Origin of the sequence: Mesorhizobium wenxiniae, from assembly GCF_002284535.1 — a bacterium.
GTDB lineage: Bacteria > Pseudomonadota > Alphaproteobacteria > Rhizobiales > Rhizobiaceae > Mesorhizobium > Mesorhizobium wenxiniae.
In genome coordinates this window covers 227,120-248,573 of the sequence record NZ_NPKH01000011.1, presented here as the reverse complement: position 1 = coordinate 248,573, position 21,454 = coordinate 227,120, and the positions used below count along the sequence as shown (strand labels likewise).

At 61.6% G+C, this 21,454-nt stretch carries 26 protein-coding genes and 1 pseudogene; 16 read left to right on the top strand and 11 right to left on the bottom strand.

Annotated elements, in window-relative coordinates; all coding sequences use genetic code 11:
* Positions 1 to 34: 34 nt before the first annotated feature.
* Positions 35 to 754, bottom strand: a complete 720-nt coding sequence (locus CIT31_RS03550; protein WP_095517458.1) for an SDR family oxidoreductase — start codon at positions 752 to 754, stop codon at positions 35 to 37.
* A 12-nt stretch (positions 755 to 766) separates the two neighbouring features.
* Positions 767 to 1,201 (bottom strand): DUF4437 domain-containing protein, encoded by a 435-nt coding sequence (locus CIT31_RS03545; RefSeq protein ID WP_425350556.1) that lies wholly within the window; start codon positions 1,199 to 1,201, stop codon positions 767 to 769.
* On the opposite strand from CIT31_RS03545, the gene CIT31_RS03540 reads away from it, so the two are divergent.
* Positions 1,189 to 2,283: an AraC family transcriptional regulator gene (locus CIT31_RS03540; RefSeq protein ID WP_133116112.1), complete on the top strand. Its 1,095-nt coding sequence runs from the start codon at positions 1,189 to 1,191 to the stop codon at positions 2,281 to 2,283. The two genes, CIT31_RS03545 and CIT31_RS03540, sit on opposite strands and share 13 nt — an antisense overlap.
* Before the next feature lie 155 nt (positions 2,284 to 2,438).
* Here CIT31_RS03540 and CIT31_RS03535 read toward each other — a convergent pair whose 3' ends face one another.
* The 5 genes from CIT31_RS03535 to hslV form a co-directional block, all read right to left on the bottom strand.
* Positions 2,439 to 3,398 carry a DUF1402 family protein gene (locus tag CIT31_RS03535; protein WP_095517455.1) on the bottom strand — a complete coding sequence of 320 codons (960 nt, stop codon included), beginning with the start codon at positions 3,396 to 3,398 and terminating at the stop codon, positions 2,439 to 2,441.
* Between the two features lie 254 nt (positions 3,399 to 3,652).
* Entirely contained in the window at positions 3,653 to 4,966 is a 1,314-nt protein-coding gene (gene hslU, locus CIT31_RS03530) for an ATP-dependent protease ATPase subunit HslU (RefSeq protein ID WP_095517454.1), read from the bottom strand.
* Between the two features lie 4 nt (positions 4,967 to 4,970).
* Entirely contained in the window at positions 4,971 to 5,570 is a 600-nt protein-coding gene (locus CIT31_RS03525) for a DUF2585 domain-containing protein (RefSeq protein ID WP_095517453.1), read from the bottom strand.
* 38 nt (positions 5,571 to 5,608) lie between these two features.
* Positions 5,609 to 6,124, bottom strand: coding sequence for a GNAT family N-acetyltransferase (locus CIT31_RS03520; protein ID WP_095517712.1), 516 nt, complete (start codon positions 6,122 to 6,124; stop codon positions 5,609 to 5,611).
* 73 nt (positions 6,125 to 6,197) lie between these two features.
* A complete protein-coding gene (hslV, locus tag CIT31_RS03515; protein ID WP_095517452.1) occupies positions 6,198 to 6,749 on the bottom strand; it encodes an ATP-dependent protease subunit HslV in 552 nt (183 codons plus the stop codon).
* A gap of 224 nt (positions 6,750 to 6,973) precedes the next feature.
* Here hslV and hisB point away from each other — a divergent pair, with 224 nt between their 5' ends.
* The 10 genes from hisB to CIT31_RS03465 all read left to right on the top strand — a co-directional run bounded on the left by hisB (position 6,974) and on the right by CIT31_RS03465 (position 13,349).
* Positions 6,974 to 7,573: an imidazoleglycerol-phosphate dehydratase HisB gene (gene hisB, locus CIT31_RS03510; RefSeq protein ID WP_095517451.1), complete on the top strand. Its 600-nt coding sequence runs from the start codon at positions 6,974 to 6,976 to the stop codon at positions 7,571 to 7,573.
* Positions 7,574 to 7,576: 3 nt separating this feature from the next.
* Positions 7,577 to 8,050: a DUF2628 domain-containing protein gene (locus CIT31_RS03505; protein ID WP_095517450.1), complete on the top strand. Its 474-nt coding sequence runs from the start codon at positions 7,577 to 7,579 to the stop codon at positions 8,048 to 8,050.
* 1 nt (position 8,051) lies between these two features.
* Complete coding sequence (hisH, locus tag CIT31_RS03500) at positions 8,052 to 8,702, top strand: imidazole glycerol phosphate synthase subunit HisH (protein ID WP_065011533.1); 651 nt, start codon at positions 8,052 to 8,054, stop codon at positions 8,700 to 8,702.
* Positions 8,703 to 8,706: 4 nt separating this feature from the next.
* Positions 8,707 to 8,997, top strand: a complete 291-nt coding sequence (locus CIT31_RS03495) for a DUF1330 domain-containing protein (protein ID WP_095517449.1) — start codon at positions 8,707 to 8,709, stop codon at positions 8,995 to 8,997.
* 2 nt (positions 8,998 to 8,999) lie between these two features.
* Entirely contained in the window at positions 9,000 to 9,749 is a 750-nt protein-coding gene (gene hisA, locus CIT31_RS03490) for a 1-(5-phosphoribosyl)-5-[(5-phosphoribosylamino)methylideneamino]imidazole-4-carboxamide isomerase (RefSeq protein ID WP_095517448.1), read from the top strand.
* Complete coding sequence (locus tag CIT31_RS03485) at positions 9,746 to 10,582, top strand: arginase family protein (protein WP_095517447.1); 837 nt, start codon at positions 9,746 to 9,748, stop codon at positions 10,580 to 10,582. The genes hisA and CIT31_RS03485 overlap by 4 nt, the downstream gene beginning before the upstream one ends.
* Positions 10,582 to 11,373 (top strand): imidazole glycerol phosphate synthase subunit HisF, encoded by a 792-nt coding sequence (gene hisF, locus CIT31_RS03480; RefSeq protein WP_065011530.1) that lies wholly within the window; start codon positions 10,582 to 10,584, stop codon positions 11,371 to 11,373. The genes CIT31_RS03485 and hisF overlap by 1 nt, the downstream gene beginning before the upstream one ends.
* A gap of 91 nt (positions 11,374 to 11,464) precedes the next feature.
* Positions 11,465 to 11,791 carry a phosphoribosyl-ATP diphosphatase gene (locus CIT31_RS03475; RefSeq protein WP_095517446.1) on the top strand — a complete coding sequence of 109 codons (327 nt, stop codon included), beginning with the start codon at positions 11,465 to 11,467 and terminating at the stop codon, positions 11,789 to 11,791.
* 24 nt (positions 11,792 to 11,815) lie between these two features.
* On the top strand, positions 11,816 to 12,775 hold the full coding sequence (gene coaA, locus CIT31_RS03470; protein ID WP_029347431.1) for a type I pantothenate kinase: 960 nt from the start codon (positions 11,816 to 11,818) through the stop codon (positions 12,773 to 12,775).
* A gap of 85 nt (positions 12,776 to 12,860) precedes the next feature.
* Positions 12,861 to 13,349: a GtrA family protein gene (locus CIT31_RS03465; protein WP_051695669.1), complete on the top strand. Its 489-nt coding sequence runs from the start codon at positions 12,861 to 12,863 to the stop codon at positions 13,347 to 13,349.
* Positions 13,350 to 13,395: 46 nt separating this feature from the next.
* Here CIT31_RS03465 and CIT31_RS03460 read toward each other — a convergent pair whose 3' ends face one another.
* The 4 genes and pseudogenes from CIT31_RS03460 to CIT31_RS03445 form a co-directional block, all read right to left on the bottom strand.
* Positions 13,396 to 14,013, bottom strand: coding sequence for an alpha-ketoglutarate-dependent dioxygenase AlkB family protein (locus CIT31_RS03460; RefSeq protein WP_095517445.1), 618 nt, complete (start codon positions 14,011 to 14,013; stop codon positions 13,396 to 13,398).
* A 145-nt stretch (positions 14,014 to 14,158) separates the two neighbouring features.
* Positions 14,159 to 14,634, bottom strand: a pseudogene (lysM, locus tag CIT31_RS03455) (peptidoglycan-binding protein LysM).
* Between the two features lie 186 nt (positions 14,635 to 14,820).
* Complete coding sequence (gene arfB / locus CIT31_RS03450; RefSeq protein WP_095517444.1) at positions 14,821 to 15,258, bottom strand: alternative ribosome rescue aminoacyl-tRNA hydrolase ArfB; 438 nt, start codon at positions 15,256 to 15,258, stop codon at positions 14,821 to 14,823.
* A 106-nt stretch (positions 15,259 to 15,364) separates the two neighbouring features.
* Positions 15,365 to 16,975 carry a phosphoenolpyruvate carboxykinase gene (locus CIT31_RS03445; RefSeq protein ID WP_095517443.1) on the bottom strand — a complete coding sequence of 537 codons (1,611 nt, stop codon included), beginning with the start codon at positions 16,973 to 16,975 and terminating at the stop codon, positions 15,365 to 15,367.
* A gap of 344 nt (positions 16,976 to 17,319) precedes the next feature.
* On the opposite strand from CIT31_RS03445, the gene CIT31_RS03440 reads away from it, so the two are divergent.
* From CIT31_RS03440 to CIT31_RS03420, 5 genes are all read left to right on the top strand, one after another.
* The gene (locus CIT31_RS03440) at positions 17,320 to 18,021 is read left to right on the top strand and encodes a response regulator transcription factor (RefSeq protein ID WP_065011523.1); all 702 of its coding nucleotides are present in this window, start codon (positions 17,320 to 17,322) and stop codon (positions 18,019 to 18,021) included.
* An 84-nt stretch (positions 18,022 to 18,105) separates the two neighbouring features.
* Positions 18,106 to 19,887 (top strand): sensor histidine kinase, encoded by a 1,782-nt coding sequence (locus CIT31_RS03435; protein ID WP_095517442.1) that lies wholly within the window; start codon positions 18,106 to 18,108, stop codon positions 19,885 to 19,887.
* Positions 19,888 to 19,976: 89 nt separating this feature from the next.
* Positions 19,977 to 20,438 (top strand): HPr kinase/phosphorylase, encoded by a 462-nt coding sequence (locus CIT31_RS03430; protein WP_095517711.1) that lies wholly within the window; start codon positions 19,977 to 19,979, stop codon positions 20,436 to 20,438.
* Between the two features lie 164 nt (positions 20,439 to 20,602).
* Positions 20,603 to 21,004 carry a PTS sugar transporter subunit IIA gene (locus tag CIT31_RS03425; protein WP_029347440.1) on the top strand — a complete coding sequence of 134 codons (402 nt, stop codon included), beginning with the start codon at positions 20,603 to 20,605 and terminating at the stop codon, positions 21,002 to 21,004.
* Entirely contained in the window at positions 21,001 to 21,297 is a 297-nt protein-coding gene (locus CIT31_RS03420; protein WP_029347441.1) for an HPr family phosphocarrier protein, read from the top strand. Before CIT31_RS03425 ends, CIT31_RS03420 begins: the two co-directional genes overlap by 4 nt.
* The last annotated feature ends 157 nt before the right edge of the window (positions 21,298 to 21,454 follow it).

Below are 21,454 nucleotides of genomic sequence, written 5' to 3'. Positions count from 1 at the left end.
GAACGCGCCCAGACGAAGGCAAGCTCTGTCTTTGTCAGGCAATCAGCAGGCCTCCATCCACAACCAGAATTCCACCTGTCGTATATGGATTGTGCATTGCGAAGATAATCGCATCCGCCAAATCTTCCGGCTGTCCAAAGCGGCGAGCGGGCAGCGAGGTTTCAGCCCACGTGGCACTTTGCTCACGGCGTGCGCTGTTTATAGGCGTATCCACCAGCCCTGCCATGACCACGGTCACGCGAACGGGTGAAAGCTCCCTGGCAAGCGCCTTGCCGAAACCCGGAATGGAAGCACCTTCAGCGGCAAGAAGGGAGAACCCCATAGCGGGAGGGCGGACCGCCGCCGCGCCGCACATCATCACGATCGAGCCAGTGGGCGAAAGGCGATGCGCTGCAGCCTGCACGACTGTGAAGTAACCTCGCATCTTGTCGAAGCTGCGTTCGACATCCTCATCCGTCAGATCGGCGAGCGGCTTTGCCCGCGCCAGTTCGTCGGCGACTGCAGTGAGGACCAGATGGTCAATTGTGTCGTAATCGGCAAGGGCATTGGCGACGCCAACCGCATCGCGCATATCGGCTGCACGAAGCCGCACATGTCCCGGCATGCCTTCTGATGCGCGTTGGAGCTTCTCCATGGAGCGGGACATCATAACGACCTCCGCGCCGCGGGCCGCCACCTCCCAAGCCACGGTATGCCCGATTCCCGAGCTCGCGCCGACGACAACCACCCTCTGTCCTTCCAGGTCACGCTCCATGTTGATGTCGAGCTATCGGCTCTTGAAAAGAGTGGAATAAGGTTCGGTGTTGATAAGAAGGATCACGCACTGCTTTTCCGACATACAGGCATCGGCATGCATCTGGTCTGCCTTCTGGGTCCAATATGATCCGGGCTGCAGCTCGATGTTTCGGCCCTCACCCGTTTCCGGCACCCAGTGGCTCCAGGTGCCCTCAATGACAATGCCCTGATAGTCTGCCGTATGTGCATGTATCGGTGCTTGCCATCCCCCCGGGACTTTCAGCAGCGTTCCAGCCGGACCCACATCGCGCTTGCCCCATAAGGGGCCCAGCCGGTGGGGCTGGTCAGGCATTTCCTCATAATACGGCACCTTCTCAACTGGCAGGTATGTATTCTCCAGGGCATAAGTCTGAGACGGCAGGATAATAACCGCGGCTACCGCCGCCACGAGCTTTGGAAAAGACACTGACATCTCCCTCAATGTTGCCACGTTGCCACGAATCTACTGGCAGCAGAGAAGAGCCTATTGTGGAATGCCGGACGAACAATGATACTGCGTCCGAGATGTATGCTCGATCATCCAATTCTGCCGATCCTGTCGTCCATCTTCTTGGACAGTTCCTGCGTGATCTCAGGCCAGCGGAAGCGAGTTACTGCCGGGCAGAGGTAACGCGGCCTTGGGGCATCGGCCTGCAATTCCAAAAGGGAATTCGCTTCCATTTCGTCGCCGAAGGCAGCTGTTGGGTGCTTATCGAGGGGTCTGAACCAGAGCGGCTGGACCAGGGCGATGTCGTGCTCCTGCCACATGGCACCAAACATGTCATCGCCGACGATCCTGAGAGCGCGGTGACCGATCTCACCCTCTTGGGGCCAAGACAGATATCCGGCACAAGCTATTCCCTCAACACCGGCGGCGGGGGTGCCCGATCCCTCATTTTCTGCTGCACCGTGGATTTCGAGGAACCGCTGGCCGATCGATTGATTGGGACCATGCCCGCAAAACTTGTGCTTCGCGAGGGACCGAACCGCACCCGATCTCTCGGCATGCTGCTGGAGGTAATGGCGGCCGAGATGGCGGAAGAAAGCGTCGGCTCGGCCACAATAATGGCCCGTCTGGCCGATGCGGCCATCAGCATCATTGTTCGCGATTGGGCCAGGGATAGCGATGATCATCGCCGAGGCTGGCTCGCTGCGCTGCGCGATCGAGGACTTGGCCCCGCCCTGCTCGGCATCCATACGAGACCGGGGGAAAACTGGTCTCTGGCCCGATTGGCGAGAACTGCGGCCATGTCGCGGTCGACCTTCGCCGAACGTTTTTCACATGTGCTTGGGGTATCGCCGGCCCGCTATGTGCTCGAATTCCGAATGCGCGAAGCAAAACGCCTGCTCCTTGACCCGAGCCTGACGATCCCAGCCATCGCCGCGCGCCTGGGATATGCTTCCGAAGCCGCTTTCAGCCGTGCCTTCAAGCGGACCACAGGAAACCCTCCTGGGCAACTTAGGCGCTTACGAACGGCTTCCGAAGTGAGGCGCGAACCCCGAGCCTAAGTGCGGATGAAGGGCATTGCATCAAGGGCAATGAGCTCCTTGGCCGAGTGCCTCATCCGCTTATTGGCGCATTTGCGCTCTTGTATCGGCTCTCACCAACAGGGGCTCCACCCCGGGGCGGCTGTGGTCGTCAGGTACCAAGCGTGATTTAACAACTAAAACAGCGCCTTCAGCTCCGGCAATTTGTCGTTGACCAGCCAGCCATAGTAATTTTCCTCGGGCAGCTTCTCCGGTTCGCCCGCGTCGCGGCGCCTGTCGTTCTCGGCCTTCAGCGCATGGGCACGCTGTTCCGGATTGCCGACATTGTAGAGCGTCGATGTGATGCCGGGATTGCCCGATATGTCGAAGCCGGCAATGCTCTGGTAGGCATCGATCGATTTCCGGATCGTCGCTGCGACATAATCCAATGTCAGGTCCGGATCCATGATGGTCTTGTAGACCGCATTCGGATCGCCGACGTCGAGCTTCGGCAGGCCGGAAACCTGGTGCACGAGATCGCTCATCTGCAACGCCGTCAGCGGATTGAGCTGACCGAGGCCAAAAGTCTGGCCGGCATAATAGGGCTGGAAGAAAGTGGCGCCGAAGCGGTCGTCGGGGAAGCTCTCACCGCCGACAGTCTTGCCGCGAAAGGACTGGTTCCACACCTGCTCGCGGCATTCCCAGAGCGCGTAACTGTCCGGTTTGCCGGCGCATTCCTGGAATTGCGGCCGCTGCACGAAATCGGTGATGTCCTCGCCTTCATAGGCGAAGGACAGCTTGCTCGACAGATAAGAGATCGCCTTGACGTAGTAGGTCTGCAGCCGGTCGTAGGCGTCGACATTGTAGGTGTGCTCGCCGACTATGGCGCCGACGATATGCATCGGGTCGATGCCATAGGTCGCCGCCGCCTGGCTGATCTTGCCGCGAAGACCGGCGTCGTGCTGCAGCAGCGCATAGACCTTGCGGTATTTTGCCTGGAAGGTGGTGTTGGTGGCTTGGGTGCGCCGGCTCGAGGCGCCCGGTATGTTGGGCTGCTCGGCATGACTGTTGCCCGGCGGCACCATCGTCGCCGCTTCGGCGGCGAACATGGCTGTCGCCAGCGTCAGCCCGAGAATGACGAGGATCAGTTTTTTCATGCGCCGCCGCCTGCAACAGCGCATGACCCCGGAATCGATTTTCGGGGTCATGCGCAAAACCAACTGTATAGCGCCCTTTGCACGCCCAACTGATGCGCGGCGCTGTAGTTGCCGGGCAAACTAGGTAAAGCTGGAAGTGGAGTCGAGGGCCCCTGCGCCGGGCAAGACAAAAGCTGGCCAGATGCTTCCATTTGGCCACACGTTTCAGAACTTGCCGGCTCCCCCGGCCCAATTCTTGTGGGATGGATTGCCTGCTACAGGATGAAACGCGACAAATCCGTGTTTCTGGACAGGTCGCCGACATGCTTTTGCACATAGGCTGCGTCGATGGTCACCGCCGTGCCGTGCCGGTCCGGCGCGTCATAGGAGATCTCGTCCAGCACCCGCTCCATGACCGTCTGCAGCCGCCTGGCGCCGATGTTCTCGACGCTGGCGTTGAGATCGACCGCAATGCCGGCCAGCGAATCGATGGCGTCGTCGGTGAAGACAAGATCGACGCCCTCGGTCTTCATCAGCGCGATGTACTGCTTGATCAGGCTGGCCTCGGTCTCGGTCAGGATGCGGACGAAATCGTCCTTCTCGAGTGCACGCAGCTCGACGCGGATCGGCAGTCGGCCCTGCAGTTCCGGCAGCAGGTCCGACGGCTTGGCGACGTGAAACGCACCCGATGCGATGAACAGGATGTGGTCGGTCTTCACCGGTCCGTATTTGGTCGCCACCGTGGTGCCCTCGACAAGCGGCAGCAGGTCGCGCTGCACGCCTTCGCGGGAAACACCGGCGCCCATGCCGCCTTCCCGCGAGGCGATCTTGTCGATCTCGTCGAGGAAGACGATGCCGTCGTTTTCGGTCGATTCCAGCGCCCTGCGCACGACCTCGTCCTGGTCGAGCAGCTTGTCGGACTCGTCGCCGACCAGCACCGCGTAGGACTCCTTCACCGTCGTCTTGCGCGTCTTGGTCTTCTGGCCGCCCATCGCTTTCGACAGCATGTCGTTGATGTTCAACACGCCGATATTGGCGCCCGGCATGCCGGGAATCTCGAAGCCGGGCATGCCGCCAGTGCCGGTGTCGCTTACTTCGATCTCGATCTCCTTGTTGTCGAGCTCGCCGTCGCGCAGCTTCTTGCGGAAATTGTCACGTGTGCCCGGGCTCGCCGTCTTGCCGACGAGCGCTTCCAGCACACGTTCCTCGGCATTGATATGGGCGCGCGCTTTGACATCCTCGCGCATCTTCTCGCGCACCAGGCCGATGGCGATCTCGACCAGGTCGCGGATGATTTGCTCGACGTCGCGGCCGACATAGCCGACTTCGGTGAACTTGGTCGCCTCGACCTTGACAAACGGCGCACCGGCAAGGCGTGCCAGGCGGCGCGAGATCTCGGTCTTGCCGACGCCGGTCGGGCCGATCATCAGGATGTTCTTCGGCATCACCTCTTCACGCATCTGGCCTTCGAGCTGCTGGCGGCGCCAGCGGTTGCGCAGGGCGATGGCCACGGCGCGCTTGGCGTCCTTCTGGCCGATGATGAAGCGATCGAGTTCCGAAACGATTTCACGGGGCGAGAATGTGCTCATATTCCTAAATTCCACTTTGCCACTGCCGGATGGACTCGAACGGATGCAGCAGCATGATCACGTTGAGCGTCAGATTGTCCCGGATGAGGTAGCCGACACCGAATTCGAAGATGACGGCCAGGGTCACGATCACCCATATAGGAAGCCTGCGCGCCATCACAAATCCCAGCACCATCGCCAGCGTGTCCGCCACCGAATTGATGATGCTGTCGCCATAGTAGTCGAGGGAGATCGTGCCGGCGCGATAGCGCTCGATGATCAACGGGCTGTTCTCGAGAAGTTCCCAACCGCCCTCAATGACGACCGCAAATGCCAGCCTGAGCCCGATCGGCGAGCGCGGGAACAGAGCCCACGCCAGCGCATAGAACAGGAAGCCGTGGATGAGGTGCGAGAATGTGTACCAGTCGGAAATATGCTGGGAATTCTCCGAACTCTGCACGATACCGTGCCACAGCTTGACATAGCCGCATGTGCAGATCGGGGTTCGGCCCATGCCGTAAAGGACTCCGGCCTGGAATATGATCAGGCCGAGGACCAGCAGAAGTCCCATCCGCCAGCTGTCTTCATAGGCCGAGACGGGTTTGTCGGCGCCGGTTGTGCTCATGTTGTTACTGCCCCTCTTCGGCTTTATTCGGCGTCGCCTTATTCGATATCGTCCTCTTCGGCGTCGATTGCCATCAGCACGGCGTCGCCATATTCCGATTGCCTTCGATCGATAGCTCTGAAACCGGCCTTTTCATAGGCGCGGATCGCTCGCCCGTTGGATGGATCCGGGTCGATGATGACACGCGGCGCCCCTTCCTCGAACAGCTGTTCCACGAACTGCCGGACAATTGCCGAGCCGTGGCCGCGTCCGATAAGCTCAGGCCTGCCGATCGACAAATCTATGCCGAGCGTACCGAACGGCTGGTCGCTATAGGGATGGCCGTCCTCCAGATGTGGGTCGTAGCTCTGCATGTAGCCGATCGGCTCGCCATCGAGCTCGATGATCAGCGGTTCGACGGAAATGCTGTCGATGTGTTGGCGGATCTGGGCGATCTCCCTCTCGGGATCATCCCACCACTCCGCGACATGCGGCTCGGCCAGCCATGCCGCAATCATCGGCAGGTCCGACTCCGTCACCGGCCGAAAATCGTATCTATTTTCTTGTTTGGCCATGATCTTCTCCGAACCGAAGGTCAGCGGAGCAAAAACCGGTTTCCACTTTTCGGGATCATGGCGAGCGGGCGGCTCAGCCGGCATCGAGCGTTTCGATGACGAAGTTGTTGTTGGTGTAGACGCAAATGTCGGATGCGATCTGCATCGCCTTGCGCGCGATCTCCTCGGCATCTTTGTCGGTGTCGATCAGTGCGCGCGCCGCGGCTAGCGCGTAATTGCCGCCCGAACCGATGGCCATGACGCCATGTTCGGGTTCGAGCACGTCGCCGGTGCCGGTCAGCGCCAGCGAAACCGATTTGTCGGCAACCAGCATCATCGCTTCAAGCCGGCGCAGATAGCGGTCGGTGCGCCAGTCCTTGGCGAGTTCGACGCAGGCCCGCGTCAATTGCTCCGGATATTGTTCGAGCTTGGCTTCCAGCCGCTCCAGAAGGGTGAAGGCGTCAGCGGTGGCGCCGGCGAAACCGGCAATGACATTGCCGCTTTTGCCGATGCGGCGCACCTTCTTGGCATTGCCCTTCATGATGGTCTGGCCGAGACTGACCTGGCCGTCGCCGGCAATCACCACCTTGCCGCCCTTGCGCACCGTCACGATGGTCGTGGCGTGCATGGTCAGTTCATTCGACATCTTCTGCTCCGATCAGCACCGGTCCCGAAAAGGCGATTGGCGCGTTACGAGTGACTTGATCGACCATATGTATGCATAGGTCCGATGAATGCAAACCAGCCACCCGCCAGGCTCGATATCCCCTGGCATGGCAACTGGCAATCGCCGGATCATGCTGCTAGAAGGCTCTCGTTTTCAAGCACGTGGACGCTTGGAACGTCTGAACTCTGGACAAGGATGAGGTCATGCCGCCCCGTTCCGCCAACGCCAGCCGCAAGACTGGGGAGACCGACATCTCCGTGTCGGTCCAGGTCGACGGCTCGGGAAAATCCGATATTTCGACGGGCGTCGGTTTCTTCGACCACATGCTGGACCAACTGTCGCGCCATTCGCTGATCGACATGACAGTCAAGGCCAAGGGCGATCTGCACATAGACGACCACCACACGGTCGAGGACACCGGCATCGCGCTCGGCCAGGCGCTGGCCAAGGCGTTGGGCGAGCGGCGCGGCATCATGCGCTATGCCTCGATCGATCTCGCCATGGACGAGACGCTGACGCGCGCGGCGATCGACGTTTCCGGCCGTCCTTTCCTTGTCTGGAACGTTGCGTTCTCGTCGCCGAAGATCGGCACGTTCGACACCGAACTGGTGCGCGAATTCTTCCAGGCCCTGGCGCAGAATGCCGGCATCACGCTGCATGTCGCCAACCACTACGGCGCAAACAATCATCACATCGCCGAGACCTGCTTCAAGGCGGTGGCGCGCGCGCTGCGTTTCGCGCTTGAAAGCGACCCGCGCCAGCCGGATGCGGTTCCGTCCACCAAGGGATCTCTGAAGGGATAGGCCATGGCCGTCTATGTCGTGATGGAACCGCCAGGCCGCGGCGAAAAGCCTGATGTAACCTTTGTCCGGGATGGGTTTTCCTGGCTCGGCTTCCTCGTGTCGCCGCTGTGGTTGCTCTGGCACCGGTTGTGGATCGAGGCAGCACTGGCGTTTGTCGCCATGGCTCTCCTTTCGATGCTTGCCGAAGGGCTGAGTCTTGGGCTGGCCGGCCCGCTGCTGTCGCTGCTTGTATCGCTCTATGTCGGGCTGGAGGGTCAGGCCTTGCGGATCGCCGCACTGCGCCGTCGTGGCTGGCATGAATGGGGCGTCGTCGAGGCCAACAGGCTCGACGATGCCGATACGCGCTATGTGCTGGAAGCCGAAGCGCAAGCGGACGAGCAAGCGCCAGTGCCGCGCATCGTTCCGGACGCCGCCCATGCCCGGCCGACGCATATGGGCATCGCGTTAGGGTTGAACCACACTCCCGGAAGACCCTGACGTGCGGGCCGCGATCATCGACTACGGCTCGGGCAACCTGCGCTCGGCCACCAAGGCCTTCGAGCGCGCCGCGCATGAAGCCGGTATCGCCGCAGCGATCGACCTGACCGCCGATGCCGAGCGTGTCAGGACCGCCGATCGCATCGTCCTGCCCGGCGTCGGCGCATATGCCGATTGCGCGGCCGGGCTGCGCGCTGTGGCCGGCATGTGGGAAGCGGTCGAGGAGGTCGCGATCGTCAAGGGGCGGCCATTCCTCGGCATCTGCGTCGGCATGCAGCTGATGTCGGAGCGGGGCCTGGAAAAGACCGTTACAAAAGGTTTTGGCTGGATCGCCGGCGACGTCAAGGAGATCACCCCGGCCGATCCTGCGCTGAAGATCCCGCAGATCGGCTGGAACACGATCGAGCTCACGCGCAAGCATCCGCTGTTTTCCGGCATTCCGACCGGCGCCAAGGGACTGCACGCCTATTTCGTTCATTCCTACCATCTCGACGCGCAGAAGCCGGAGGAGGTGCTGGCGATTGCCGACTACGGTGGTCCGGTGACGGCCGCTGTCGTCAGCGGCAATCTCGCCGGCACGCAGTTTCATCCCGAAAAGAGCCAGGCGCTTGGCCTGGCGCTCATCACCAATTTTCTGCGCTGGAGACCCTAGGATCATGAGTAAGAAAGGCTACTGGGTGGTCATGCTCACGGTGACTGACCCCGACGGTTATCAGCGCTACCGTGACGCCATCGGTGACGCCATTTCGCGCTATGACGGCCGCTATCTCGTGCGCGGCGGACAGGTCACAAACCCAGAAGGATCGGAATTTGACAGGCATGTTGTGGTCGAGTTCGACTCTTATCAGACAGCGCTGAACTGTTACCAGTCGCCGGCCTATCAGACCGCACTACGGAATCGACTGGCGGCTTCGACCGGCCATTTCGCGATCATCGAGGGCGCCTGAAAGTGATCCTGTTCCCGGCCATCGACCTCAAGGACGGCAAGTGCGTGCGCCTGAAGCACGGCGATATGGCGACCGCGACGATCTACAATGACGACCCGGCCGCGCAGGCCAGGGCCTTCGAGCAACAGGGCTTTGAATGGCTGCATGTCGTTGACCTCAACGGCGCCTTCAAGGGCCAGAGCGTCAACAGCGCGGCGGTCGGCGCTATCCTCAAGGCGACGAAAAACCCGGTGCAGCTCGGCGGCGGCATTCGCACCCTGGCGCAGGTCGAGGACTGGCTCGATCGCGGGCTGGCGCGGATCATTCTCGGCACGGTGGCCGTGCGCGATCCGGATCTGGTCAGGCAGGCCTGCAAGGCGTTCCCGGGCAAGATCGCCGTCGGCATCGACGCCAAGGGCGGCAAGGTGGCGGTCGAGGGCTGGGCCGAGGCCTCGAGCCTCGGCGTCATCGAACTGGCGAGGAAGTTCGAGGGCGCCGGCGTCGCCGCCATCATCTACACCGACATCGACCGCGACGGTGTGCTGACCGGCATAAACTGGGATGCCACCATCGATCTCGCCGAAGCAGTTTCAATCCCGGTCATCGCCTCCGGGGGGCTTGCCTCGATCGCCGACATCGTGCGCATGACCATGCCCGATGCGCAAAAACTCGAAGGTGCCATCTCCGGCCGCGCGCTTTATGACGGGCGTATCGATCCGGCCGAGGCACTGGCGATCCTGGCGGCAGGACCGGAGAAGGCGAGGGCGCGATGAAACTCTCGGTCATCCTCGCACCCTATGACAGCGGCCTTTATCATGCCGGCTGTGGCCAGGGCCCCGACGCCATCATTGCCGGCGGCCTCGTCGATGAACTTGCCTTTCGCGGCCACCATGTCGTCGTCGAGGACATCGGCGAAGTCGGCGATGCCCAGAAACGCGAAATCGCGACAGGTTTCGCGGTTTGTCGGGCAGTCGCCACCAAGGTCGACATGGGGCGCGACGATGAGCGTTTTCCCATTGTGCTCACCGGAAATTGCCTGACCGCCGCCGGTGCGGTGGCTGGCGATACCGCTGATTCGATCATCTGGATCGATCAGCATGGCGATCTCAACACGCCCGAGACGTCCGCCTACGGCTTTCTCGACGGCATGGCGCTGGCGACGACGCTGGGGCTGTGCTGGCGCCCTATGACGTCAGCGATTCCCGGCTTCCAGGCGATCGACCCGTCGCGGTGCATGCTGGTCGATGCACGCGACCTCGATCCCGATGAAAGGCGGCTTCTGGCGACGTTGCCAATCATTCGCGCCCAATGGGCCGATGCACTCGACAATGTCGGAAAGCTCAAGGCGGCCGGCGCGGCCCAAGTGCATTTGCATCTGGATCTGGATGTTCACGATCCCGATGTGCTGCAAGTGAACCGCTATGCACGGCCGGGAGGTCCAAATCCGGAGCAACTGCGGCAACTGGTTTGCGGGCTGGCCAAGTCGATCCCGATCGTCGGCGTCACCCTGTCCGCCTACGATCCTGCCTTTGACGCCAAGGGCGAGGTTCCGCCTGTCGTTGGGCAATTGCTTGGCGATTTTCTTGCCGCGCTTGCGAGGATCTGATGCTGAAAGCCCGCGTCATCCCCTGTCTCGACGTCAAGAACGGCCGCGTCGTCAAGGGCGTCAACTTTGTCGACCTGGTCGATGCCGGCGATCCGGTCGAGGCGGCCAAGGCCTATGACGCCGCTGGCGCCGACGAACTCTGCTTCCTCGACATCACCGCTTCGTCCGAAAATCGCGAAACCATCTTCGACATCGTCGCCCGCACCGCCGAACAATGCTTCATGCCGCTGACCGTCGGCGGCGGCGTGCGACAGGTCGCCGACATAAGAAAGCTGCTTTTGGCCGGCGCCGACAAGGTGTCGATCAATACGGCGGCGGTGAAGAATCCCGATTTCGTCGCCGAGGCGGCTGACAAATTCGGCAACCAGTGCATCGTCATCGCCATCGATGCCAAGAAAGTATCGGGCGAAGGCGAGGCCGACCGCTGGGAGATTTTTACCCATGGCGGCCGCGAAAAGACCGGCATCGACGCGGTCGAATTCGCTCAGCAGATGGTCGATCGCGGCGCCGGCGAGATCCTGCTGACCTCGATGGACCGCGACGGCACCAAGGCCGGCTACGACATCGCGCTCACCCGCGCGGTAGCCGACGCCGTGCGTGCGCCGGTCATCGCCTCCGGCGGCGTCGGCACGCTCGATCACATGGTCGAGGGCATTCGCGACGGCCATGCCGGCGCGGTGCTGGCGGCATCGATCTTCCATTTCGGCACCTACAGCATTGCCGAAGCCAAGGCGCATATGGCCCGCGCCGGCCTGCCGATGCGACTGGACTCCCCCGGTGATCGGCTCTAAAGCATGATCCCGAACCGAAGGTCCGCGCCAGCGAAAAATGGCAACCGGTTTTCGGAAAAGATCGCGCTTAAACAAGCAGATAGATGGCGCCATGGCTGAGTTTTCGCTCTCCGATCTGGAGACAATCATCGGGGAACGCGCGCATTCCGGCGATCCGGATTCGTGGACGGCAAAGCTGTTCGCACGCGGCATGGACAAGGCGGCGCAGAAGCTCGGCGAAGAGGCGGTCGAAACGGTGATCGCGGCCGTTGGCGGTGACAGACAAGCCCTCGTTTCGGAAAGCGCCGATCTCATCTATCATTGGCTCGTCGTTCTGGGCGTCGCCGGCGTTCCGCTTGCCGATGTCCTGACCGAACTCGAACGCCGCACCGGTCGTTCGGGCATCGCCGAAAAGGCGTCTCGGCAGGACCGGGGCTGATCGCTGCGGAGGGTAGGAAACTCGATGGACCAGCTCGCCCCCACCGAGAAATATTCGCCCTTTCGTTTTTTCTCGGCAGAGCAATGGTCGCAGTTCCGCGCCGACACGCCGATGACGCTCGGCGAGGACGAGGTCCGTCGCCTGCGTTCGCTCAACGACCCGGTCGACCTCGAAGAGGTCAAGCGCATCTATCTTTCGCTGTCCCGGCTGTTGTCGGCACATGTCGAGGCGAGCCAACTTCTGTTCAGGCAGCGCCAGGCCTTCTTCAACGCGGTGGATGTCGTCAAGACGCCCTTCATCATCGGCATTGCCGGCTCTGTCGCGGTCGGCAAATCGACCACGGCGCGCGTGCTCAAGGAATTGCTGGCGCGCTGGCCGTCGAGCCCCAAGGTCGATCTGATCACCACAGACGGCTTCCTGCTTCCCAACGAAATCCTGCGCCGCAACAATCTGATGGAACGCAAGGGCTTTCCCGACAGCTATGACGTCGGCGCATTGCTGCGTTTCCTGTCGGGCATCAAATCGGCGCAGCGCAATGTCCGCGCGCCGGTCTATTCGCACCTGACCTACGACGTCGTTCCCGGCGAGTTCCAGACCATCGACCGGCCCGATATATTGATCTTCGAAGGCATCAACGTGCTGCAGCCGGGCAAGCTGCCGAAGGACGGCAAGATTGTGCCTTTCCTGTCGGATTTCTTCGACTTCGCCATCTATATCGATGCCGAAGAGGAGCTGATCCATCAATGGTACATCGCCCGCTTCATGCGGCTGCGCGAGACCGCCTTCCGCGATCCGGACTCCTTCTTCCACCGCTATTCGCAACTTTCTCAAGCAGCGGCCCGCGCCATCGCGGAAGGCCTGTGGGCCAACATCAATCTGAAGAATTTGCGCGAGAACATCCTGCCGACGCGAGCCCGCGCCGATCTCATCCTGCGCAAGGGCGCCAATCATCTGGTCGAGGAAGTGGCGCTCAGGAAGCTGTAACGAAGCGGTTAACGGCGCCTTAGGCAGTGCCCGCTATCGTTCGATTGCCAATTCCGGAGCATTTTGTGGGGAGCCGGTGATCAATATGCCTGCATTGCGCCGGCCTGACATTTCCGCCCGGCGCGGAACACTTGCTCCGCGCCGACTACTCAAATTCGCCTCGGTGGGGCTCGCGGCCACAGTGCTCTACGCGCTTTGTGCCAGCCTCTTCACCAGTGCCGGGTCAACATACCTGCCGCCGGCCACAGCCTCCGTCGCCGCCTATGCGGTCGCGGCAATATTCTCCTATCTCGGCCACAAGTTCTTCACCTTCATGTCGGCCGGCTCGCATCAATTCGAAGCGCCGCGTTTCGCCGTGCTGACCGGATCCGGCCTTGCCATCGCCTATCTTCTTCCGCTGCTCCTCGTCGGGCAGTTCGGCCTGCCGGTGGCGATTCCGATACTGCTCACCTGTATTCTCATTCCGGTGGTCAACTTTGTTGTTCTCGAACGCTGGATCTTTTCCGGCCGATCAGCGGCGGGCCTGGACGGTGATCCGAAGCGGGTGCCGGTCTTGGGGAAATCCGATACTTGAAAAAGAGAGAGAGCGGCGATACGCCTCGACTTGAAAGTTCGCCGCTCTAGCCAGGATAGGTCACCCGTCTCAGCGTCAGGTTGATCCGCCCGCCGTTCTTCAGCAATGCCGAGGTCGATGGATAGATGCGGTCGACGCCGTGAAAACAGAGGCGGCCTTCGCCGCCCAGCACGACGACATCGCCGCTTTTCAGCTTGAACGATTTGGTGCCGCCTTCGCGCGTGGTCTGGCCGACCCTGAACAGGCAATCGTCGCCCAGTGAAACGGAGACGACCGGCGCGGAGAAATCGATCTCGTCGCGGTCTTGATGGAGGCCCATCTTCGCGTCCGGCGAATAGAAATTGACCAGGCAAGCCTCCGGCGGATGGGAATAGGCGGACACGTCCCGCCACAGCTCCAGCAGCACGTCCGGGATCGGCGGCCAGGGCATTCCGGTCACCGGGTGCGTCGGTTGGTAGCGATAGCCGCCCTCCTTATCGGTGACCCAGCCGAGCGAACCGCAATTGGTCATGCGCACGCTCATCTCCTTGCCGGTGCGCGGCATGGCCGGCACAAACAAGGGAGCCTCCTGCACGACCCCTCTCACATCCTCGACCAGCGCTTCCTGCACCGCGCGGGACAGATAGCCGGGCATATGGCGGACGCCTTTGGGCAGAACGAGCATGGTTGCTTGATCCGTTGGTCTGCAAAGAACCAGAATGCCACCATCAAATGAAAACGGCGACCCGAAAGCCGCCGTTGTCGATTGGCCGTCGCCGATCTGGTCAGGCCCGATCTGGTCAGGCCCGATCTGGTCAGGCCCGATCTGGTCAGGCCTGGTCGAGATCCGGTATGCGCCGGACCTGCCCGGATAAATCTTGTCCGGATGGATCAGCATCCGCTTGTTGGCATCGAAAATGATCGTGTTCTTCGCACCTTTGCCCTTGCCGTAGCTCTTTCGGCGATCTTCCAGAGGTTGTCGCCTTTCTTGACCGTGTAGAAGGTCGGTTCCTTGGCCGGGGCAGCGGGTGTGCCGGATTCGGGTGCGGCGACTTGCAATTCATCCGCCTGCACCTTGGACACGCCAGCGTGTTGCCAATGGCGATGCCCCCTTTTTCGAAGATCGATTGATCCTTGACCACGCCTTTCAGACAGCCGTATCGCCTTTGACGACGACTTCGACATTATTTGTGCGGAGCGCGTGCGAATCGAGTCCCCTCTTGAGCGTATCGGCGGTCGGCTCCGGCTCATCGTCGCCGAAGCCGAGCTTCTTGCCGACGCCCTTGACGAAATCAAACATGCCCATCTGTGGTCTCCCTTGCTGTGGCGAATACCAAACTTGCCACCTGCAACCTTGAGTTGGAAACCGTCGACCAGCGATCGATGTCGCGCCTGCCGCATCGGCCCGAAAAGTGGAATCGATTTTCGAAAAGCACGATGTGGATACAAAATGTCAGGCGTATTTCGTGCGTCCAAGGGGACGCACGTCGCTCTAATCGTCGTCCACCCGGCCGCGCAATTTCTTGATTGTGCCGCGCCCAGCCTTGGTCTTCAGCCGCCTTTCGATCGCGCCTTTCGACGGCCTCGTCTTCTTGCGCGGTGGCGGCGGCGGTTCGGCGGCCGTGGCGACCAGTTCCGCAAGCCGCGCCCGGGCGTCCGCCCGGTTCTGCTCTTGCGTGCGGAAGCGTCCGGCCTCGATGACGATGACGCCATCCTTGGTGGCGCGCTGGCCGGCCAGCTTTATGGTTCGCTCGCGGACGCGCTCCGACAGGCCCGGCGCATTCGCCGCATCGAAGCGCAATTGCACCGCCGTCGCCACCTTGTTGACGTTTTGGCCGCCAGGGCCCGACGAGCGGATGAAGTCCTCGTGCAGGTCATCCGGATGGATGACCGCATCGTCGGCAATGATTATCTTGTCGTCGGCGTTCATGCCGCAGTCATGGCGCGGCAAACGAAAAAAGAAAAGGGCCGATCCCGGGGGTCGGGCCTTCCCGATCCCGGTCCCGGCCTTGAGGCACAGAGCACCCAGCAGGTAATTATTCCGCGGCTTCGCGCATGCGCGGCGCGGCGCCGAGCACAATGGCGTCGACATGAGGTTCGAATTTTTCGAAATTGATGGCGAACATGCCCACCAGCCTCGCCGCCTGCAGGTCATAGGCTGAGGTATCGGGCCATGTCGATCTAGGATCGAGAATGGCGCGGTCGACGCCCGCAACCGCCACCGGCACATCGAAGCCAAAATTCGCGTCGGTGCGGTAGTCGGCCGTCTTCAGCGAGCCGTCGAGTGCCGCGGCAAGCAGCGCTCGCGTCGCCTTGATCGGCATCCGCTTGCCGGTGCCGTACGCGCCGCCGGTCCAGCCGGTGTTGACCAGCCAGCAATCGACACCGTGATGGGCGATCAGTTCGCGCAGCAGATTGCCGTATTCCGACGGATGGCGCGGCATGAACGGTGCGCCGAAACAGGTCGAAAACGTCGCTTCGGGTTCGGTGACGCCCTTTTCGGTCCCAGCCACCTTGGCGGTGTAGCCGGAGAGGAAATGGTACATCGCCTGCGCCGGGGTCAGCCGTGCGATCGGCGGCATCACGCCGAATGCGTCGGCGGTCAGCATGATAATGTTTTTCGGGTGACCGGCGCGGCCCGTCTTGCTGGCGTTGGGGATGAAATGGAGCGGATAGGCGCAGCGCGTGTTTTCGGTGAGACTGCCGTCGTCGAAATCCGGCACGCGGCCCGCATCGAGCACCACATTCTCCAGCACCGTACCGAAGCGTTGGGTGGTGGCGAAGATCTCCGGCTCGGCTTCTGCCGAAAGCTTTATCGTCTTGGCATAGCAGCCGCCTTCGAAATTGAAGATGCCATGCTGACCCCAGCCGTGCTCGTCGTCGCCGACCAGCGTGCGCGACGGATCGGCCGACAGTGTCGTCTTGCCGGTTCCCGAGAGGCCGAAGAAGATGGCCGCATCTCCGCCGGCGCCTTCATTGGCCGAGCAATGCATCGGCATCACGCCCTTGGCCGGCAACAGATAGTTGAGCACGGTGAAGACCGACTTCTTCATTTCGCCAGCATAGGAGGTGCCGCCGATCAGCACGATCATGCGCGACAGATCGACGGCGATCACCGTTTCGGTGCGGGTGCCGTGGCGAACCGGATCGGCGCGGAACGACGGAAGGTCGATGATCGTCATGTCAGGCACAAAATGCTCGAGCTCGGCGGCTTCCGGGCGAATGAGCAGATTGCGGATGAACAAGGAGTGCCAGGCAAGCTCCGTGACAACCCTTGTCGTCAGCTTCAAGTCCTCATCGGCGCCGCCGACCAGGTCCTGCACATAAAGATCCTTGTCTGCTGCATGGGCGCGAAAATCGGCGAGCAGCGTTTCGAACTGGGCCGACGACATCGCCTTGTTGTTGTCCCACCATACATGCGGCCCGGTGGTCTCGTCGCGCACGACGAATTTGTCCTTGGGCGAGCGGCCGGTGTGCTGCCCGGTCTCGGCGACCAGTGCGCCATGCGCGGTGAGCCGGGCCTCGCCGCGGCGTACCGCTTCCTCGTAAAGGGCGGCTTCGCCGAAATTATAGCGCACCGCGGCCGTGGTCTTTAGGCCGATCCGATCGATCGCCCATGCGGGATTGCGTTTGCCGGCTTCCGACATGAGGGGTTCCTTCTTCGTTTTGCAGCATCCTGGCCGGCGAATTTCCGGAGCCCCCACCAAGGAGACTGTAACGGTGACAACCAGAAAAGCCAAATGATATCAAATAATTAATCGATTTAAATATTTTGAAAGTTGTTTAAATCGTTTATATGTGCAAAAAATCAGGCGGTTGCCCAAAGGATTGGCGGTCTTTAACAGTCCAATCCATGTTGAGGTGAAATTATGGCCGCCGGAGTGCCGCTCGTGACAGCGGACGAAGCCTGTGCCACATTTTGTACCTAATTTGTCCTGCAGAAGCCCCTTCTCGACCAAAGAAGGGACAGCTCATGAGGGAGCCACTTGAAATGGCAACAATCGCGCTTGTCGACGACGACCGCAACATTCTGACTTCGGTGTCGATCGCCCTCGAATCGGAGGGGTATCGCGTCGAAACTTACACGGATGGGGCGTCGGCACTGGAAGGTCTGGCGGCGCGCCCGCCGAATCTCGCCATCCTCGACATCAAGATGCCGCGCATGGACGGCATGGAGCTTCTGCGCCGGATGCGCCAGAAATCCGACCTGCCGGTGATCTTCCTGACGTCCAAGGACGACGAGATCGATGAGCTTTTCGGCCTCAAGATGGGCGCAGACGACTTCATCCGCAAACCCTTCTCGCAGCGTCTTCTGGTCGAGCGGGTTCGCGCCGTGCTGCGCCGTGCCAGCGCCCGCGAGGCGTCGGCCAAGACGCCCAGCCAGCAGGCCCGTTCGCTCGAGCGCGGCCAGCTTGTCATGGACCAGGAGCGTCACACCTGCACCTGGAAGGGCGAGCCGGTGACACTTACCGTCACCGAGTTCCTGATCCTGCATTCTCTGGCCCAGCGCCCCGGTGTGGTAAAAAGCCGTGATGCGCTGATGGATTCGGCCTATGATGAGCAGGTCTATGTCGATGACCGCACCATCGACAGTCATATCAAGCGGCTTCGCAAGAAGTTCAAGGCCGTCGATGATGACTTCGAGATGATCGAAACCCTTTACGGAGTCGGATATCGGTTCCGCGAAGCATGAATTGATGCATGTCGCCCAAAAGTGGTCCCGATTTTGGGACAACGACATGCTCAAAACTAAAGACTGAGCGGGGGCTGCTATTCGATGGCAGTGGACGTAGAGCGAGTGAGACGGACGGGCGCCCGGCGCCCGTCGCGGATTCTGCCGGCATTCCTGTCGAAAATCACGGTGCCAATGCGCCGTTTCCTCGGCCACCACATCTTTTCCAGCCTGACGCGGCGCATTCTCTTCCTCAACCTCGCCGGCCTGGCCGTCCTGGTCACCGGCATTCTCTACCTCAACACGTTTCGCGACGGGCTGATCGATGCCCGCGTCGAAAGCCTGATGACCCAGGGCGAGATCATCGCCGGCGCGATCGCGGCATCGGCGACGGTCGAGACCGATTCGATCAGCATCGATCCGGAAAAGCTGCTTGAACTGCAGGCCGGCGAAAGCCTCGGCCCCGGCTCCGATCAGCTCGACAATCTCGATTTTCCGATCAATCCGGAGCGCGTCGCGCCGGTGCTTAGGCGCTTGATTTCGCCGACACGGACGCGCGCCCGCATCTATGATCGCGACGCCAATCTGCTGCTCGATTCCCGTCATCTCTATTCGCGTGGCCAGATCCTTCGCTACGACCTGCCGCCGGTCGACGCGGAAGAGCCCGACCTTCTGGAACGTCTCCAGAAGTTCGTCTTCGACTTCTTCCGCAACACCGCGCTGCCGGTCTACCATGAACAGCCGGGCGGCAATGGCGCAGCATTTCCGGAGGTGGTCAAGGCGCTTACCGGCAGCCCGTCGACCATCGTGCGGATCTCCGAACAGGGCGAGCAGATTGTTTCGGTCGCCGTGCCGATCCAGCGCTTCCGCGCCGTCCTCGGCGTGCTGATGCTGTCGACGGAAGGCGGCGACATCGACAAGATCGTCGCGGCCGAGCGCAAGGCGATCCTGCGCGTCTTCGGCATCGCCGCCCTTGTCACCGCGATCCTGTCGATGCTGCTCGCCTCGACCATCGCCAACCCGCTGCGCCGGCTGTCGGCGGCGGCGGTCAGGGTCCGGCGCGGCGTTAAGAATCGCGAGGAAATCCCGGACTTCTCCGACCGGCAGGACGAGATCGGCAATCTGTCGATCGCCGTGCGCGACATGACCAATGCGCTCTACGCCCGCATAGAGGCGATCGAAAGTTTCGCGGCTGACGTCTCGCACGAATTGAAGAACCCGCTGACCTCGCTGCGCAGCGCGGTGGAGACCCTGCCGCTGGCCAAGAACGACACGTCGCGCGGCCGGCTGATGGAGATCATCCAGCACGACGTCAGGCGGCTGGACCGTCTCATCACCGACATTTCCGACGCCTCCCGTCTTGACGCCGAGCTCGCGCGGGAAGACGCAGGAACCGTGGATCTCAAGAAATTCATCACGGATCTGGTCGACGTTTCGCGCACGGCGACGCGCAACAAGAAGACGGTCGACATCGAATTCAAGGTCGCCAAACTGCCGCAGGGCGTCAAAGGCCATTTCGTCGCCGGCCATGATCTGAGGATCGGCCAGGTCATCACCAATCTGATCGAGAATGCCCGCTCCTTCGTTCCTGAAGAGCGCGGCCACATCGCTATATCTCTGGCGCGCGCCGGCAAGGTCAACATCATCACCGTCGACGACAATGGTCCCGGTATCAGGGCCGACAACATCGACCGCATCTTCGAACGCTTCTACACCGACCGGCCGGCCGGCGAGGCGTTCGGCCAGAACTCAGGCCTTGGCCTGTCGATCAGCAGGCAGATCGTCGAAGCCCATGGCGGCACGCTGACCGCCGAGAACATCCCGGGCACCAAACCCGGCGAGATCAAGGGCGCCCGCTTCGTCGTGACACTGCCGGCCGAAGGCTGACGCATGATCCCAAAAAGTGGTACCGGTTTTCGGACAAGATCATGCGTAAACCAAAAAGCATGACTCCGAACCGGGTTTCGGACAAGATCATGCCTGATCCGACTGTGCAGGCTGAGAACATTCACGGCACGGCGATCCTGATCGGCGAGCGTGGTGTCCTTATCACGGGACCGTCCGGCTCGGGCAAGACGACGCTGGCGCTCGCCCTCATCGATCATTGTCGCCAGCATGGATTGTTTTCGCGGCTGATCGGCGACGACAGGCTCCTCGCTGCCGATCACGCGGGGCGGCTGGTCTGTCGGGTGCCCGCTCCCATCGCCGGCCTCGCCGAGGTGCCCGGATTCGGTCCGCGGCCATTGTCGTTCGAGCCCGGCGGCGTGATCGATCTTCATGTCCGGCTGGTGCCGGCAACCGAGATGGCCCGCTTCCAGGAAGATTTCACCGAGCCTATAGCCGGCTGCCCGGTGCCGAGTATTGATCTTGCCGAACGCAATGTTCCGGCGGCCTCGCTGGCCGTGATGGCGCGGCTGCTGATTGCGCCTTTCGTATAATCCGATTTCGAATTGTTGCTGCAATGCGTCAAAATGGCCTGTGCCTGTGCAATTTTGGGCTTGTCAACGCGCCTCGCGTCGACAAGATAGCGCTCCCGCCGCCTGAGATGGGCCGGCGAGCATGAAACGCCTATCAAGCGGCGATGGACGGGAGCCACCAAAGAATGATCGGACTCGTGCTTGTAACGCACGGTCAACTGGCCGCCGAATTCCGCCATGCCGTGGAACATGTCGTCGGGCCACAAGACAGTTTCGAGACCGTGGCGATCGGCGCCGATGACGATATGGAGCAGCGCCGCAGCGATATCGTCGACGCCGTTGCCCGTGTCGACACGGGAGCCGGCGTCATCGTTTTGACGGACATGTTCGGCGGAACGCCCTCCAATCTCGCCATTTCGGTGATGGAATCCGGTCGTACCGAAGTCATTGCTGGCATGAACCTGCCGATGCTGATCAAGCTGTCCAGCATTCGCAAGGGCGACAATATGAGCGCAGCGCTGGACGAGGCGCAGGCGGCCGGCCGCAAATACATCAATGTCGCCAGCCAGCTTCTGAGCAGCAAATGAACGCGCTGTCGGCCAAGAAGAGTGACATCGTCCGGGAATTTCCAATCGTCAACCAGCGTGGCCTGCATGCCCGCGCCTCGGCGAAGTTCGTTCAGGTCGCCAGCGGCTTCGACGCCTCCGTCCAGGTCGAGAAGGACGGCGTCACGGTTGGCGGCACCTCGATCATGGGCCTCATGATGCTGGCGGCGAGCCCCGGTTATTCGATCCGCGTCACCGCCAGCGGCCCGGAGGCCGAGCAGGTGATCGACGCGCTGGAGCAACTGGTCGCCTCCCGCTTCGGCGAGGAGTCCTGACGCCCAGAGCGCCGCGCCTCATTTGGACGCGCAAAGGACGCTTTAGCACCTTGAATTTGCGCATCGTGCTTCCGGAAACCAATTCCGATTTCGGACCGAGGTGTCTCCGAAGACATGCACGGATAAAGATTTCTTTATATCCCATTGTCGTTAGACC

Bases quoted from the DNA above. Each gene is read 5' to 3' on its own strand.
- CIT31_RS03475 (WP_095517446.1), top strand. From the start codon at position 11,465: ATGGCTGAGTTTTCGCTCTCCGATCTGGAGACAATCATCGGGGAACGC.
- CIT31_RS03440 (WP_065011523.1), top strand. From the start codon at position 17,320: ATGGCAACAATCGCGCTTGTCGACGACGACCGCAACATTCTGACTTCG.
- CIT31_RS03465 (WP_051695669.1), top strand. From the start codon at position 12,861: ATGCCTGCATTGCGCCGGCCTGACATTTCCGCCCGGCGCGGAACACTT.
- CIT31_RS03460 (WP_095517445.1), bottom strand. From the start codon at position 14,013: ATGCTCGTTCTGCCCAAAGGCGTCCGCCATATGCCCGGCTATCTGTCC.
- arfB (WP_095517444.1), bottom strand. From the start codon at position 15,258: ATGAACGCCGACGACAAGATAATCATTGCCGACGATGCGGTCATCCAT.
- CIT31_RS03535 (WP_095517455.1), bottom strand. From the start codon at position 3,398: ATGAAAAAACTGATCCTCGTCATTCTCGGGCTGACGCTGGCGACAGCC.
- CIT31_RS03425 (WP_029347440.1), top strand. From the start codon at position 20,603: ATGATCGGACTCGTGCTTGTAACGCACGGTCAACTGGCCGCCGAATTC.
- hisB (WP_095517451.1), top strand. From the start codon at position 6,974: ATGCCGCCCCGTTCCGCCAACGCCAGCCGCAAGACTGGGGAGACCGAC.
- CIT31_RS03495 (WP_095517449.1), top strand. From the start codon at position 8,707: ATGAGTAAGAAAGGCTACTGGGTGGTCATGCTCACGGTGACTGACCCC.
- CIT31_RS03525 (WP_095517453.1), bottom strand. From the start codon at position 5,570: ATGAGCACAACCGGCGCCGACAAACCCGTCTCGGCCTATGAAGACAGC.
- CIT31_RS03430 (WP_095517711.1), top strand. From the start codon at position 19,977: ATGCCTGATCCGACTGTGCAGGCTGAGAACATTCACGGCACGGCGATC.
- CIT31_RS03445 (WP_095517443.1), bottom strand. From the start codon at position 16,975: ATGTCGGAAGCCGGCAAACGCAATCCCGCATGGGCGATCGATCGGATC.
- CIT31_RS03550 (WP_095517458.1), bottom strand. From the start codon at position 754: ATGGAGCGTGACCTGGAAGGACAGAGGGTGGTTGTCGTCGGCGCGAGC.
- hslU (WP_095517454.1), bottom strand. From the start codon at position 4,966: ATGAGCACATTCTCGCCCCGTGAAATCGTTTCGGAACTCGATCGCTTC.
- coaA (WP_029347431.1), top strand. From the start codon at position 11,816: ATGGACCAGCTCGCCCCCACCGAGAAATATTCGCCCTTTCGTTTTTTC.
- CIT31_RS03485 (WP_095517447.1), top strand. From the start codon at position 9,746: ATGAAACTCTCGGTCATCCTCGCACCCTATGACAGCGGCCTTTATCAT.
- CIT31_RS03520 (WP_095517712.1), bottom strand. From the start codon at position 6,124: ATGGCCAAACAAGAAAATAGATACGATTTTCGGCCGGTGACGGAGTCG.
- CIT31_RS03505 (WP_095517450.1), top strand. From the start codon at position 7,577: ATGGCCGTCTATGTCGTGATGGAACCGCCAGGCCGCGGCGAAAAGCCT.
- CIT31_RS03420 (WP_029347441.1), top strand. From the start codon at position 21,001: ATGAACGCGCTGTCGGCCAAGAAGAGTGACATCGTCCGGGAATTTCCA.
- hslV (WP_095517452.1), bottom strand. From the start codon at position 6,749: ATGTCGAATGAACTGACCATGCACGCCACGACCATCGTGACGGTGCGC.
- hisF (WP_065011530.1), top strand. From the start codon at position 10,582: ATGCTGAAAGCCCGCGTCATCCCCTGTCTCGACGTCAAGAACGGCCGC.
- CIT31_RS03435 (WP_095517442.1), top strand. From the start codon at position 18,106: ATGGCAGTGGACGTAGAGCGAGTGAGACGGACGGGCGCCCGGCGCCCG.